Source organism: Clostridia bacterium (assembly GCA_035628995.1).
GTDB lineage: Bacteria > Bacillota > Clostridia > Lutisporales > Lutisporaceae > BRH-c25.
This window is the reverse complement of sequence record DASPIR010000023.1, coordinates 704,774-719,991: the sequence shown is the minus strand read 5'-3', so window position 1 is coordinate 719,991 and position 15,218 is coordinate 704,774. Positions and strand designations below refer to the sequence as shown.

Here is a 15,218-nt window from a genome sequence, read left to right as displayed (position 1 = left end):
GGAAGTTAAATATTTCATGCTCAGATTTTCCGTTCTGGGAAGGAGAAGCATTATGAACCAGAAATTTATCATGTTGGCGCAGCGGTACAAGGATGAAATTGTCAAAACTGCTTCAGAAATGATTCGGATTAACTCTCAATCTACACACGAAGGTGAGTTTGCCCAATATACTGTAGACAAAATGAAAGCTCTAGGCTATGACGAAGTAGTAGTAGACGCTTATGGTAGCATATTTGGTTCAGTCAAAGGTACTGGTGATGGTAGCTCTGTTATGCTGAATTGTCATTTGGATGTTGTTGATGAAGGCGATACATCAAAGTGGAAATACCCTCCATACAGTGGCGCTATTGCAGAGGGCAAAATTTGGGGAAGAGGTGCTTCTGATACCAAAGGAACATTTGCAATACAGATGTACACCCCAATAATTTTAAAAAATGCTGGCTTATTACCAAAAGGAGACATTATTGTTGCTGGTGTTGTAAGCGAGGAGATCGCTGGGTTTGGTGCAATGATGCAGACTCGTGATAACTACAAGCTCACCGATTATGCTATCGTTGGCGAGGCCACAGAAAACGATTTGGGCATAGGATGCCGAGGTAGATTCTGCGCTGTTATTACTATTACCGGGAAATCCTGCCATGCTTCCATACCACATGTGGGTAATAATCCCTTTGATTTTTTAGGTAAATTCCTCATAGAACTGAAAACCGTAGAAATGGCGAAGGATAAACTTTTCGGATCCTCCACAATGTCTGTAACCAATATTACTTCTTCGGAAAAGGGTACCAATATCATTCCGAATGAAGTGGTTGTATATATTGACTATCGCCAGTCTGCCGGAGACACTGAGGAGATTGCGTTAGCTAAAATCCAGGAAGTCATAAATCGTTGCAAGTTTGATGGCATTGCCGTCAATTTGAAGGCTCTGTACTTTCCACTGACTACCTATACTGGTTTTCAGGGTGAAGGTTATCAAGGTGAGTTTCCCTTTAGCGTAAATATGGACGAGCCTTATGTACAATTATGCAAAAAGACCGTAGAGGAGGCGGTGGGTCATTCCATTAGGACCAAAATTTGGGCATTTGCAACCGATACCGGACATTATGCTGCCAAAGGCATAAAATGTATTGGTTATTCTCCAGCGGAAATTAAACTTTGTCACACCACTGAGGATAATATCGATATCACCATGATGGAAGAGGGTACTGTGGGTTATCTGGCAATGGCCACGGTCCTTGCTAATTCAAGCAAATAGATTTGGAGGTGGAGAAGATGGAAAAACAGAAAATGCAAAAAGAGAGAAAGCCAATAGACATTAACCCCTATATATTAATCTTTTGTGTAATAGTTATCTGTGGCCTTTTAACATTTCTTGTTACACCCGGTACTTTGACTGATGGGGTATATAAAGCACTACCTAGAAATAAATTTAATTTTAACAACCTTTTTAATATTTTTAGGGCAATACCTTATGGTCTAAAAGACTCTGCAAATATCTTTATCCTAATATTAACTGTCGGCGGCGCTCTGGAAATCTACAAAAAAACAGGTGCTATCGACTCTGGTATCTCCACTATGGTGCATAAGTTTGGAAAAACATCCCACACAATGCTCCTTATAGTTTTGGTAACTGTTTTCTCTGCAATCGGAGGTTTCCTTGGTTGGGTTGAAGTATTGATTCCTTTTGTACCACTGGTTATAGCTGTGGTACTGGCGCTAGGTTATGATGCCATAACCGCTGTTGCCGTCGTTATTGTTGGGTCAATGGGTGGTTTTATTGCAGGTCCTACTAATCTGTATACCGTAGGTGTCTGCAATGGTATCCTTATAAAAATGGGTTTACTGCCTGGAGGAGACCTGTTTGTTGGTCTTGGTTTCCGTACGATTGTATGGGCAGTTATCACAGCTGTCAGCGTTTTATATATTGTTATCTATGCCAACAAAACTCGTAAAAATCCATCTAATAGTCTAGTAGCTGACATCGATGTTTCTGACATCCGTTTAGAGACAACTAACAATGAACCTACCAAGATAACTGGAGCACAGAGCTTGGTACTTCTGTCTATCTTTGGTGCTATGGTCTTTACTGTTATCGGTATGAAATACGGTATTAATGGAGTTAAATGGGCTATTGATGACGTTTCTGCCATATTTATATTATCCGGTATCGTTGCTGGTATTATTGGCAAAATGAAAGCCGGTACCATTTCTGATGCTTTCATTGCTGGAGCAAAAGGCTCCATCAGCGGTGCTCTCATCGTCGGTGTTGCTCGTGGAGTCTACTGGGTGCTCAACGCCGGCAATATAAACGCCACTATAATTTATAATGCTACAGAGTTGTTAAAAGGAACATCACCTTTGATAGCTGCCATCAGCATTGTAATTATCGTAAGTTTTATCAACGGTATTATTCCATCCGGAAGTGCGAATGGCACGCTGCTCAGTCCTATTATGGTGCCAATTGCTCTAAGTCTGGGACTTACTTCCCAAACCTCTGTCTTGGCTTATCAGTTCGGTGATGGTATTACCAACATGTTCTGGTTCAGCTACGGTACTTTGCTAATTTTCTTAAATTACGGGAAAGTTCCAATTCAAAGGTGGTATAAATTCATCATACCTTATTTGAGTATATTATTCCTTATCGCCTTTATTGTTCTGTTTATTGCCATTAAGATTGGCTTCTAAGAAGCGTGTTTTCAAACAATATTAGATATTGAATAAATAAAGAATATCACTATGATAGGACCGTGGCCATTGCCAGACATTGGACATGTAAAGGCAACTATTATTTAATGCATTATTATATTAAAGGAGTGAATTAAATGTCATTAACGTTAGAAGAAAAGAAAGCTAAACTATTTGGAAATCATGTTTTAACAGTTACACCTCTTAACGAAAAAGGCGATATTGATGAAGCCTCTACCAGAAATCTAGTGGAGTTTGTTATAAAAAATGATGTACATGGAATTCTAGCTCTTGGCAGCACCGGTGAGGTTTTTGCACTTACAGAGGCCGAAAGAAAAAAGTTTGTCGAGATTGTAGTTGATCAAACCAAAGGCAGGGTTCCTGTAGGAGTGGGAGTAAATGATTCGTCAAGTGATATTGGTGCCAATCTTGCAAAACATGCAGAGAGTGTGGGAGCAGATTACATATTTACCTGCCCACCTTATTATCATCCACATAGGTCTGAGGGAATCTATAGACATGTAAAATACATTAGTGATTCTGTAGATTTACCTATCATGGTATATGACGGAGGAGCTGGGATAGAAATACCTCTTGATCTATTAAAAAGAATGGCAGATACGATTCCCAATATGGCATGCGCAAAACTTTTTATACCCTATCCTGAGAAGATTTCCATGTACGAAAAGGCAACAGGGGGTAAGCTTGCAGCATGGTCAGGACATGATCAGCTGAATTATCTTATGCTGCTAGAGGGTGCAAAGGGAATGACTTCTGCTGCTAGCTGCGTTCTTCCAAGAGAACAAACCGATATGTTTAACTTTGTTCAGGAAGGAAAATTAGAGCAAGCTAGAAAGATTTTCTATGATAAGGTAGCACCATTAAATTCAATAGCTTTTGCTAACGTACTGCAATACCCGCAATGTTACAAATTGGCCTTGAAATGGATGGGTGTAATCGAAAGTGAAACCTGCAAGGTAGTGATGGAGCCCATTTCAGAGAATAGGAGACGAGAACTCAGGGCGGTAATGGAATATATAAATTTAATATAATTATGGAAAGAGTAGAAAATGAAAAACCGTTTAAGTGAAAAGAATAAAGTTTTTTTATTTATGCTAATAGCAATGGTTCTAGGTTATCTGCCATGGTATAACTTTTCAGCAGTTTCAAAGTACATAGCTGCAGAATTTAGTCTTTCTGTGAACCAAACAGGTATTATTTTATCTTCGTTTCAAGCAGGATATGTAATAATTGTTTTAGTAACGGGCTGGCTGGCTGATCACGTAGGTAAAAAAAAGGTGGTTGCTTGGGCTACGTTGTGTACAGCAATATTTTCCACACTGTTTATATTCTTGGCTAAGGATTTTACAAGTATACTAATACTAAGGTTGATTACAGGCCTTTCAGCAGGTGCAATATATGTTCCTGGGATGGCACTCCTTTCTAACTGGTTTCCACCTAACGAAAGGGGTAAGGTACTAGGGGCATATACAGGAGCACTAACCCTGGCTTATGCAGGCGGTTATTTCGTTGCAGCTCCTATAGCAGCGGCTTATAATTGGCGATATGGTATGCTTTGGACATCGTTACCTGCATTTATAGCAGCCTTTATTATTTTTTTCCTTGTAAAAGAAAAACCTGCGGATGCAATTGAAAATGTGAAAACTGTACCAAGGGTAAAAGGTGGTGGAGAAATTAGAAAATCCACACAGAAAAGAGAGTATGCAGGGCCAATATTAATAACCACAGGTTATATGGGCCATATGTGGGAACTCTATGCATTCTGGGGATGGATAGGACCTTTTATGGTTGCATGCTCTTTAGCAGCAGGTTATGGCGAAAGACAAGCCGTAGCAATTGGAGGTCAGATAGCGGCTTTTATTATCTTACTTGGTGTACCGTCGGTCTGGCTTGCAGGTATCGTAGCTGATAAAATTGGGCGAACGAAGACAATTATTGTGTGTGCATTTAGCAGCCTTATCATGGAGTTCTTCTTCGGCTATTTATACGGCAGGTCACTGGCGATTGTTGTAATAGTGGGGCTGTGGATTGGATTTTGGGTTGTTGCGGACTCAGCAATATACAAAGCAGGTATGACTGAAATGGTTGCTGGGGAAATTCGAGCTACGGCACTAGGAGTACAGTCAGCATGTGGGTATTTTATGACTATACTATCCCCTTTTGTTTTTGGTAAGGTTTTAGATAAAATGAACTTGGGGATTAAAGATGCAACTTTAGCTACTAATTGGGGGATACCATTTTTAATTCTGGGAGCAGGTGCAATTCTATCCCCGATTTCGGTATTTATTTTGAGGCGATTAGCGCAAGCAAAGCTTATGAGTAATGGAAAGATGTAGTGCAATTAAATATAATAAAAAATATGGAGGGGATTTAAGTGGGAAAAGTAATATTTGAGGTCATGGAAAAGGATGAATTTGAGCAAATTGTATATGCATACGACAAATATTCAGGTTTAAAGTGCATTGTCGGTATACACAATACGTCACTAGGTCCAGCCTTTGGTGGAACAAGAATGATGCCATATGCAACAGAAGATGATGCTCTAAATGACGTTTTGCGTTTGGCAAAAGCAATGACCTATAAAAATGCAGCAGGAGGAATTAATTTTGGCGGAGGTAAGGCTGTTATCATAGGCAATCCTAAGACTGACAAAACCGAAGATTTACTGAGAGCTTTTGGACGAGTGATTGAAGGATTGGGAGGTCGCTATATAACAGGGGTAGATGTTGGGACAGATGAAGACGATATGGTCATTGTCCATCAAGAGACAAAATATAACGTTGCACTGCCAGAAGTTTATGGAGGCGGTGGGAGTACTTCGGCTGCGACAGCTTATGGTTTATGTTATGGAATGAAAACAGCTGCTCAATCAATTTTCGGGGAATCTTCTCTTAAAGGAAAAACAATTTCGATTCAAGGTGTAGGGCATATTGGCTATGTTCTTGCAAAGTACCTCAAAGAGGAGGGGGCTAATGTCATAGTATGTGATGTCGACAAGGATAATTTGAAAAGAGTCACAGAAGATTTAAATGTAGATGTAGTAGACCCGGATAAAATTTATGATTTAGATGTTGATATTTTCTCACCTTGTGCATTAGGCGGCATATTGAATGACAATACAATACCTAGATTAAAATGCAAACTTATTGCCGGTTCTGCAAACAATCAGCTGGCAGACGAATTGAAACATTGTAAAATGCTACAGGATAAAGGAATAGCATATGCTGTAGATTATATTTTAAGTGTTGGTGGTTGTATTAATAATTCCCATCAGTTTATGGGATATAATCGAGAGCGTGCATATGGTCAAGTTAAGAATAATATAACAGCCAATATTAAGAAAGTATTTGAAATAGCCAATGAGGAGCATATTACTACCGTTGAGGCAGCCAGGTCCTTAGCTGAGCATAGGATGCAAATGGCAATAAATCGCAAAAGTTGGCATCTTGAAAAATAGATTGTGTTGATGTATGGTTTTTATGAATGCGGCAAGATTGCCCGAAAGCAATTTTTCGCACATTAAAGGGTTTCAAAAAAAAGTATTGGAGAGGTGTATTTATGAAAAAGACTATATTTGATTTTAACGAAATGGTAGCAAAAGGGGATAAGATAGTATACCTTACAGCTTATGACTACCTTACAGCAAAGATGGAGGAAAAAGCAGAAATCGATATGATACTTGTAGGTGACTCCCTTGGTATGGTAACCCTTGGGTATGATACTACATTTCCTGTTACTATGGAAGATATGATAAGTCATTGTAAGGCAGTCCGAAGGGGTGCTCCGAACACGTTCATTGTTGGAGACATGCCATATATGTCATACCAGGTTTCAGATGAGCAGGCAGTTGAGAACGCAGGTAGATTTATAAAGGAAGCTCTTTGTGATGCAGTTAAGTTAGAAGGCGGCGGCCCATTCATAGCAAGCAGGCTAAAGGCTATTAATGATGCAGGTATACTGGTAATGGGACATATAGGACTCACACCGCAGTTTGCAGGGCAATTAGGCGGATATAAGGCTCAAGGCCGCAGTGCTGAGGCAGCGGTTAAATTAGTTAAACAGGCAAAATTACTTGAGGAATCCGGGGCATTCAGTATACTTGTAGAGGGCGTACCTGCACCAGTTGGAAAAGCTATAACAGAAAGAGCAGGCATTCCTATACTTGGAATAGGCGCAGGCCCATATACCCACGGACAGCTTTTAATATACGCAGATATGGTAGGCTACTATGACAATTTCACACCCAAGTTTGTAAAGAAGTATGCAAACGTAGGAGAAATACTCGTAAACGCATTTAAAGATTACGCTGCAGAAGTAAGAGAAGAAAAGTTCCCAATTGATGGAGAACATACCTACAAGATGAAGGACAAAGAAGAAGAAGAATTTTTAAATCTTTTAGGGAAATAATTATTATATAGGATTAATGTAATAGAGAATGTCCTGCTATGGTTCTTAACTCTCAACTAATGGGGATGACATAAATTTTTGACCTAAAAGGGACATTCTTTATTGCTTGCCTGGGTTGATAACGTTATAATATTATTGTATGTCTATCTTGATATCAAAATGGAGATTAAAATGAATGAAGATAAAAAAGGCCAAATACAGTCTGTAGCTAGGGCAATCCAAATACTGGAGTGCTTTAACCAATATAAAGAGTTAGGTGTTTCAGAAATCAGCAAAATGATGGAGCTTCATAAAAGCACAACCTTTGGGCTTATCTGCACTCTAAAGGATTTTAATTTTTTGGAGCAAGATAAACAGACGGGAAAGTATAAGCTAGGTAATGAAATATTCCGGCTTGGAACCAAAGTAAACGTGGATCTTCGTAGCATCGCTTCTCCATACCTAGATGAACTAGTGGATAGCTGTCATGAGACGGCGAATCTCGTAGTACGTGACGGAGACACAATATTATATTTAAAAAAGGTAGAAAGTCCACACTCTATGAGGATATGTACAAAAGATGGTGAAAAGATACATATTTATTGTACAGCTGTTGGTAAAGCCATTTTGGCCTATCTTGAAGATGAAGAAATTAATGATATTATTAACAATACCAGGTTTGTTAAATTTACGGATAAGACTATTACCGATAGAGATGTTTTTTTACAGCAACTGAAAAAAGTACGCCAGAATGGGTATGCGGAGGATTTTGAGGAGCGGGAGGTCGGTCTTGTATGTGTGGCAGCGCCTATATTTGATCACCATAATAAACCTATAGCAGGTTTAAGCGTTTCAGGGCCTGCTACAAGAATGACCGATAAACTTAGAGCAGAAATAGCTGAAATACTCCATAGGTATACACTGGAGATATCTAGAAAGCTTGGATACTAAAAAGATCAAAGCTACTTTATATGCATAGCTTTTTTATAGCTTTGGTCTCTCTCTGGGAGTATCATTGCTTTTTATTTAAGCATGTTTCGGCAAATTATTGAAGAGAATGCAATTAATTAACAGACCGTATGGATATATGTCCAAGCGGTCTGTTTTTTTATTGCATTACTATTTTGCAGAATTTAACGATTTTTAGCTGGAAAATATTTTATTTTGTGTGTAATTTAATCGATTTTGTAAAATGCATTACGAGAATGGTTTTTTACACTCGCTTGTCCTCTAAAAATGTTGCAACGCAGTACTTGCTGTAGTTTTAGGTCGACTGAAAATAAGTGATAAATATGGAAGGTAGTGCTAAACTTAAAATAAAGTTTTTGAGAGATTATTAGGTGTTTTTGGGGGGGCGGTATCTGGAATTGCAGCGAAAAACGTATGCTCAGGGCTCTTCAAGTTTTCGCTTGTGAATTAAATAGCAAGCAGCAACTATAAATAACTTTAGGAGGTAGGTAAATAAATGATTCTTGAGAAGAAAAAACTGCAAGCAATTGTAAAGGTTACTTTAGTGGTCTTCCTGACGTGCACTATATTGTCATATGCAGGTGCTATACCGGCCAGCGCAGGGATCAGTGATTCTAAGTATAACTTGATACAGGTTCTTTCTCCACTATTGAAGGATGATAGTGCCGCAACCAAGGCTGACAGGGAAGCAGTATTGGTGCTTATGGGGGTTGACCTAAGTGCAGAGACATATGCAATAGATGAAAACATAGACGATAATTTGGATGATATCATAAGCATACTGGATGAATATAATAATGCAGCCAGTCCAAGTGTCGATCCGGCTACATTAGAAAGCTGCCTAGAGGATTTTTATACCTTTCAGCAAGGTCATCAAAGTATAGCCAGTATTACTTTATTAGAGTTTAGAAACGGCTTGATAATTACGACTGAGTACCCAAGTACATATCCGAATTTTATAACAATAAAAACGAATATTGAGACTTACACTTATGATTATCTGCTGCTCATAAACTTCATTCAAAAGGCAAAAGTACTGAATGGATTATCCAATGTCTTATATGAGGATGAAGATGGTGATGTTAATGTCAGTCAAAAGTTTATCGAAGATATTGATGATATAGCTCCACTTATTCCTAACATAGGTACTTATAAGACAAGGATGACTGAATTGATTGGAAAGCTAAATGGAAGCCAATATGACAGCGAAAGACCGTACTTTATAGCCAATTTAGCTAAATATAACTTGATAGACAGATATAACGCACCGGATGACGATGATGACAATGGACCATCTGGAGGAACAAGCGGAGGAACAGCAACACCTTCAGCGCCCACACCACAGGCTAACTCAGACGGATCCTCATCAATTAAAATTGCTGCAACATTAAACAGCACAACAGGAAATGCAGCATCAGCAGTAAGTGAAAATGTTATAAACCAGCTGCTGACATTGAGTAAGCCTCAAACTGATGGGACTAAAGATATAGTCATAGATGTTCCAAAGGTTGATGGCGCAAAATCATATACAATGAGCATTCCAGGTAATGCACTAAGCAAGTCAACAGCGTCTGAAGAGATCACAATAAAGACAGATGCAGGTAATATCACATTGCCTAGTAATATATTTGCCGGCGATGACACAGTGAAGAACAAGAATGTAAGCTTGAACATTGCAAAAGTCGATAAGAGCACATTATCTCCCGAATTGCAGCAGAAGGTCGGAGACAAACCGATAATTGAGCTGAGCTTCACAGTTAATGGGGTAGTAAAGGAATACAGCAATCCGGATAAACCAGCAACAGTATCCTTCAAGTACACGCCAACTGGGGCAGAGGCATTGGATTCCGAGTTCCTGGTTGTATGGTATATGGATAACGCAGGCAATCTTATAGAAGTTCCAAATGGCAAATACGATCCTGCAACTGGTTTGGTGAGCTTTACAACAACTCACTTCAGCAAGTATATACTTGTATTCAACCAAAAGACATTTACTGATGTTACCAAAACCCACTGGGCGAAGAAGGAAATCGAAGTAATGGCTTCAAAGGGTATTGCAAGAGGCACTACCGACAAGACCTTTGCACCTGATGAAAGCATTACAAGAGGGGATTACATGGCTATTCTCGTTAGAGCATTGGGAGTTAATGCTGTAATTACTGAAAACTTTAGTGATATAAAGGCTACAGACATTAATTTCAAGGAGATTGCAATTGCCAGGAAGTTAGGAATAACAAACGGCGTAGGCAACAACATGTTCAAACCTGATGAATATATCACAAGGCAGGATTTGATGGTGCTTACTGAAAGAGCTCTAAGTGCTGTAAAGAAGATAAAGAATAAAGGAACAGCTGCAGACCTTGATAAATTCTCCGACAAGTCAAAGGTGGCATCCTATGCTAGAGACAGTGTTGCAACAATGCTGAAAGAGGGCATCTTAATAGGTGCTGGAGCTGAGCTTGGTCCGGTTGAAAAGACAACAAGAGCACAAGCTGCTACGATAGTGTACCGAATCTATAATAAGTAACATAAATAGAGGTGCGCAAGCACCTCTATTTTTTAAACATTCCATTTGGGTGGTGCATTCATGAAGAAAATAATGTTGTTAATTGCTGCATTATTGTTAATATCGGCTGGATTAGCTCTTTCACTCTTATATGGCTTGGGAGAAAGAGCCATAGTAGAGAGCATCATTAAGGATAGTGCAGAGATTGAAAGAGCATTTCAAAGCGCAGACACGGAAAAAGCAGCACCAGCTGCTGCTGGGAGCGAGAAGGCAGAAGAGGTAAACAATAAACCTGCTGGCGGTGCAGAACCATCTAAGCCTGCGGACCACAGTATTTCTCAGATACAAAAAAATGAAGAGAATCAGCAGATAATGGAGAGTGCAAAGGAGACAAAGAATAAAGTGTCTATATCCGAAAAGGCTTCTTTGACCAAGCTGCTCTTGAGCAAGTTAACCAAGAGCGACATATCTGAACTAAAGGGTATGCTGTCAAATGGAATAACATCAGAAGAGAAAAGGCGGGCAAAAGAAATATTGTACTCGAGACTTTCAGAGGATGATATAAACAAGATCAAGGATGCGTACGTGCGATATACAAAGCAGGAGCAGCAATAATTGAATATCATCGATACATATAAATTGAGGGGTGGATGGCGTTGAGACCATATAACAGAAAGCTAGTTTTGCTTTTTACTGATTGCCTCTTAGTAGGCATTGCAGTATTTTTTGGTTTGTTTTTTAGGTTCGAAGGGGTAATCCCGGAGCAATACATCCAAGCATACATACATTCATGTATTTATATTATTTTCATTAATATTGCTATCTACTATTTGTTTGGATTATATAAAGGACTATTGAGATACACAAGCGTTAATGAGCTTTTGAAGATTTTCACGGCGACTGCAGTTGCAAGCGGCGCTTCGTCCATATATGGATTGTCTCACATTATGAGATTTCCAAGATCAGTTTATATAATCTCGTGGCTATTGATTTTTCTTCTTGTCGGAGGAAGCAGATTAAGCTACAGGATACTAAAAACGATACTAAGAGCAGCAAAGTTCAATAATGCTGATAGAAAGCGTGTAATGATTGTTGGCGCAGGCGATGCAGGTTCAATGGTAATAAAGGAGCTGCAGAACCACCATGAATTAGAATATTTGCCCGTAATAGCAGTTGATGATGATATGAAGAAGCATAGGTCAAGTATCAATGGAGTACCGGTGAGGGGGAATACAGAAAGAATAAAAAAGCTTGCTGAAAAATATAGTATTGATGAAATCATAGTGGCCATGCCCTCCGTCGGCAAGGCAGATGTAGCTGCAATACTGTCAAAATGTAAAGAAACCAAATGCAAGCTGAAAACGCTGCCTGGAATATATGAGCTTATTGATGAAAAAGTAAATATAAAGCATATAAGGGATGTCAGAATAGAAGACCTTCTGGGACGGGATGAAATTCATTTGAACAATGAAGAAATATCAGGGTATCTCCAAAATGAGGTGGTAATGGTTACCGGGGGTGGAGGATCCATTGGTTCAGAGCTTTGCAGGCAGATAGCAAAATATAACCCTAAGAAGCTGCTGATATTCGATATTTACGAGAACAATGCTTATGATTTATCTAACGAACTGATACATATATATAAGGGAAAGCTTGATTTTGAAGTGATCATAGGTTCTGTAAGGGATAATAAGCGGTTGGCCGAAGTCTTCGGAAGCTATCGACCGGGGGTGGTTTTTCATGCTGCTGCACATAAGCATGTACCACTAATGGAGATTAATCCTGCAGAAGCTATTAAAAATAATGTAATAGGAACATTAAACACAGCCAAGTGCGCCCATGAGTATGGAGCAAAGAGATTCGTGCTCATATCCACAGATAAGGCTGTAAATCCAACAAACATAATGGGTGCTACCAAGAGAGTGGCTGAAATGATTGTACAGTCAATGGACAAGATAAGCAATACTGAATTCGTTGCCGTAAGGTTTGGGAATGTGTTAGGAAGCAATGGCAGTGTTATACCTCTTTTCAAGAAGCAGATTGAACAGGGGGGACCGGTGACTGTCACACACCCCAATATCACCAGATATTTTATGACCATACCTGAAGCAGCACAACTGGTCATACAAGCAGGCTCAATGGCACAAGGGGGAGAAATTTTCATTCTTGACATGGGTGAATCAGTAAAAATCTCAGATCTGGCAAGAGACCTGATACGACTTTCGGGCTTTGAACCGGACAGAGATATAAAAATAGAATACACAGGGCTAAGACCCGGGGAGAAGCTTTATGAGGAGCTGCTTCTGGCTGAAGAGGGCATCAAGACTACAAAACATCCGGATATATTTGTAGGCAATCCTCTCGATTTATCGCACAATGAAATACTACTGTGCGTAAAAGCCCTGGAAAATAGCCTTAACAGTCCGGAGGAGCTAAGAGAATGCATGAAAAAGGTTGTACCAACCTATAAGCATGACTATACCGAAGTAGCTATTGCAAGGTAATTGCCCAGGAACAAACAGTATCGGAATCATTGGAGGTTAAGTATAAATGTACAGACATTATATAAAAAGAGTATTAGATTTTATGTTTGCTTTATACTTAATCCTGCCTATTACTTTAATAGTTGCTGTATATGCTTTGTTGATCAAGCTGGAGGATGGTGGACCAGCCTTCTATATAGAGAAAAGAGTAGGAAAATATGGCAGGACTTTTAAAACTTATATACTTCGCTCTACAAAGGTAGATGCAGACGATCCGCAGCTTACAAAGATTGGAAGGTTTATAAGAAAATCAGGCATAGATGAACTACCGCAGATATTTAATGTTCTGTTAGGAAATATGAGTTTTATTGGCCCAAGGCCTGATTTACTGGACAATAGCAGATGCTATGCGTTGGACGAAATAAGAAGGCTTCAGACCTGGCCAGGTATTGAGGGTATAACCAGCAACTGCAAAACAACATCTATTATGCAGAAAATGTTTCACTTTGGCTGGATCTAAAAATACTCTGCAAAACTATAAAAGCAGATGTAGCCCGAAAAGGGATAAATGATGCTTCAAATCTTCGGAGTGTAATAGATGAGAGTAAAAATGGGAACTAATGAAGTCAACCCTCGCGGTGTCATTCTGAGTATGCGAAGAATCTTATGCCTGTGCGCGTGACCCGGATAAAACCAGACTCGTAATATAGGTAATTACACTGAAAAGGGGCATCTAGAAAGAGGCTCCTTGTTAATTTAAAAGTAATTCAACAATCGTACATCAGGAATGTACAAAAACCACCGCCATTTGACAGTACTATAAGTAACATTAAAGAACTTCATAGGTATAAAGAGCCGCAAACGTCGAAATTGCAATGGTTTTGTTGTAAGAATATACCATGTAAAAAGCAGGAAAAGAGTGAACTGCGAAGAAAACATATTATACTTGTTAATACATCAAGTTATTACATAATTTGGATGTTGCTTCTTGGAAGATAAAGAAGTCAAATCGATATTTGGAAATAAAGAACGGAGTTGACAATCATGAGTAAACACATGTATTTGGCATCACCTCATCTTTGTGGTAAAGAGAGGGAATTTGTAACAGATGCTTTTGATACAAATTGGGTTGCACCACTAGGTCCTCATGTAAATAGTTTCGAAAAAGAAATTGCTGAATATGTCGGTTCCAATTCCGCTGTGGCATTGAGCTCTGGTACTGCAGGCATACACCTTGCACTAATAGCACTTGGGGTAGGTAAGGGGGATGTGGTATTTTGTTCAAGCCTAACCTTTGCGGCAAGCTGCAATCCTATTATATACCAAGATGCAATACCGGTTTTCATAGATAGTGAACCTGGAAGTTTAAATATGTCTCCGGTTGCACTTGAAAAAGCATTCAGTGAACATAAGCCTAAAGTTGTTATTGTTGTCAATCTTTATGGACAATCAGCGGATATGGATAGTATCAAAGCTATTTGCGATATGCATAATGTTCCAATCATCGAGGATGCTGCAGAGTCTCTAGGTGCTACATATAAAGGCAAGAAGAGTGGAACTTTTGGCCGATTCGGAATTTACTCATTTAATGGAAATAAGATAATAACTACTTCAGGTGGGGGCATGGTTGTATCAGACGATGAAGTGGCAATAAACAAGATGCGGTTTTGGGCAACTCAAGCGAGAGATAATGCAAGATATTATCAACATTCTGAGCTCGGGTTTAATTATCGAATGAGCAATATTTGTGCAGGGATAGGTAGAGGGCAGCTGACTGTAATTGAGGAGAGAATTGCACAAAAAAAAGCTATTTACACTAGGTATAAAGAAGCATTTAAAGATATAGAAGAAATTGAAATGGCACCGGTTTGTGATTATGGAGAGCCAAACTACTGGCTTTCAACCATGACTATTCTTCCATCAAGTAAGGTAACACCACTAGATATAATGATTGCACTTGAAAAGGATGATATTGAGAGCAGACCAATATGGAAGCCTATGCATTTACAACCGGTTTACATGAAGTACCCTTTTTATAATCACTATGATGATGGTATATCAGTAGCAGACGATGTTTTCAACCGCGGTGTATGTTTACCGTCTGATACGAAGATGTCCAACGAGGATATTGACAGAGTTATTGGAATAGTTAGAGGATTGTGGTGATA

General features: G+C 39.2%; 12 protein-coding genes. All 12 read left to right on the top strand.

The window, feature by feature from the left end; translation table 11 throughout:
• The first annotated feature begins 16 nt into the window (after window positions 1-16).
• Window positions 17-1,255: a M20/M25/M40 family metallo-hydrolase gene (locus VEB00_10385; protein ID HYF83418.1), complete on the top strand. Its 1,239-nt coding sequence runs from the start codon at window positions 17-19 to the stop codon at window positions 1,253-1,255.
• A gap of 17 nt (window positions 1,256-1,272) precedes the next feature.
• Window positions 1,273-2,685 (top strand): AbgT family transporter, encoded by a 1,413-nt coding sequence (locus VEB00_10380; GenBank protein ID HYF83417.1) that lies wholly within the window; start codon window positions 1,273-1,275, stop codon window positions 2,683-2,685.
• A gap of 137 nt (window positions 2,686-2,822) precedes the next feature.
• On the top strand, window positions 2,823-3,737 hold the full coding sequence (locus tag VEB00_10375; protein HYF83416.1) for a dihydrodipicolinate synthase family protein: 915 nt from the start codon (window positions 2,823-2,825) through the stop codon (window positions 3,735-3,737).
• An 18-nt stretch (window positions 3,738-3,755) separates the two neighbouring features.
• Window positions 3,756-5,042, top strand: coding sequence for an MFS transporter (locus tag VEB00_10370; GenBank protein ID HYF83415.1), 1,287 nt, complete (start codon window positions 3,756-3,758; stop codon window positions 5,040-5,042).
• Window positions 5,043-5,080: 38 nt separating this feature from the next.
• Window positions 5,081-6,163 carry a Glu/Leu/Phe/Val dehydrogenase dimerization domain-containing protein gene (locus tag VEB00_10365; GenBank protein ID HYF83414.1) on the top strand — a complete coding sequence of 361 codons (1,083 nt, stop codon included), beginning with the start codon at window positions 5,081-5,083 and terminating at the stop codon, window positions 6,161-6,163.
• A gap of 101 nt (window positions 6,164-6,264) precedes the next feature.
• Window positions 6,265-7,113 (top strand): 3-methyl-2-oxobutanoate hydroxymethyltransferase, encoded by an 849-nt coding sequence (gene panB / locus VEB00_10360; protein HYF83413.1) that lies wholly within the window; start codon window positions 6,265-6,267, stop codon window positions 7,111-7,113.
• A gap of 171 nt (window positions 7,114-7,284) precedes the next feature.
• On the top strand, window positions 7,285-8,043 hold the full coding sequence (locus tag VEB00_10355) for an IclR family transcriptional regulator (GenBank protein HYF83412.1): 759 nt from the start codon (window positions 7,285-7,287) through the stop codon (window positions 8,041-8,043).
• Between the two features lie 514 nt (window positions 8,044-8,557).
• Window positions 8,558-10,588: an S-layer homology domain-containing protein gene (locus VEB00_10350; protein ID HYF83411.1), complete on the top strand. Its 2,031-nt coding sequence runs from the start codon at window positions 8,558-8,560 to the stop codon at window positions 10,586-10,588.
• A 60-nt stretch (window positions 10,589-10,648) separates the two neighbouring features.
• Window positions 10,649-11,182, top strand: coding sequence for a hypothetical protein (locus tag VEB00_10345; GenBank protein HYF83410.1), 534 nt, complete (start codon window positions 10,649-10,651; stop codon window positions 11,180-11,182).
• A gap of 41 nt (window positions 11,183-11,223) precedes the next feature.
• Complete coding sequence (locus VEB00_10340; protein HYF83409.1) at window positions 11,224-13,071, top strand: nucleoside-diphosphate sugar epimerase/dehydratase; 1,848 nt, start codon at window positions 11,224-11,226, stop codon at window positions 13,069-13,071.
• A gap of 46 nt (window positions 13,072-13,117) precedes the next feature.
• Window positions 13,118-13,570: a sugar transferase gene (locus tag VEB00_10335; GenBank protein HYF83408.1), complete on the top strand. Its 453-nt coding sequence runs from the start codon at window positions 13,118-13,120 to the stop codon at window positions 13,568-13,570.
• Between the two features lie 521 nt (window positions 13,571-14,091).
• Window positions 14,092-15,216, top strand: coding sequence for an aminotransferase class I/II-fold pyridoxal phosphate-dependent enzyme (locus tag VEB00_10330; protein HYF83407.1), 1,125 nt, complete (start codon window positions 14,092-14,094; stop codon window positions 15,214-15,216).
• Window positions 15,217-15,218: the final 2 nt, after the last annotated feature.

Coding starts and splice junctions, on each gene's coding strand:
- VEB00_10385 (HYF83418.1), top strand. CDS start 17: ATGCTCAGATTTTCCGTTCTGGGAAGGAGAAGCATTATGAACCAGAAA.
- VEB00_10380 (HYF83417.1), top strand. CDS start 1,273: ATGGAAAAACAGAAAATGCAAAAAGAGAGAAAGCCAATAGACATTAAC.
- VEB00_10375 (HYF83416.1), top strand. CDS start 2,823: ATGTCATTAACGTTAGAAGAAAAGAAAGCTAAACTATTTGGAAATCAT.
- VEB00_10370 (HYF83415.1), top strand. CDS start 3,756: ATGAAAAACCGTTTAAGTGAAAAGAATAAAGTTTTTTTATTTATGCTA.
- panB (HYF83413.1), top strand. CDS start 6,265: ATGAAAAAGACTATATTTGATTTTAACGAAATGGTAGCAAAAGGGGAT.
- VEB00_10355 (HYF83412.1), top strand. CDS start 7,285: ATGAATGAAGATAAAAAAGGCCAAATACAGTCTGTAGCTAGGGCAATC.
- VEB00_10350 (HYF83411.1), top strand. CDS start 8,558: ATGATTCTTGAGAAGAAAAAACTGCAAGCAATTGTAAAGGTTACTTTA.
- VEB00_10345 (HYF83410.1), top strand. CDS start 10,649: ATGAAGAAAATAATGTTGTTAATTGCTGCATTATTGTTAATATCGGCT.
- VEB00_10335 (HYF83408.1), top strand. CDS start 13,118: ATGTACAGACATTATATAAAAAGAGTATTAGATTTTATGTTTGCTTTA.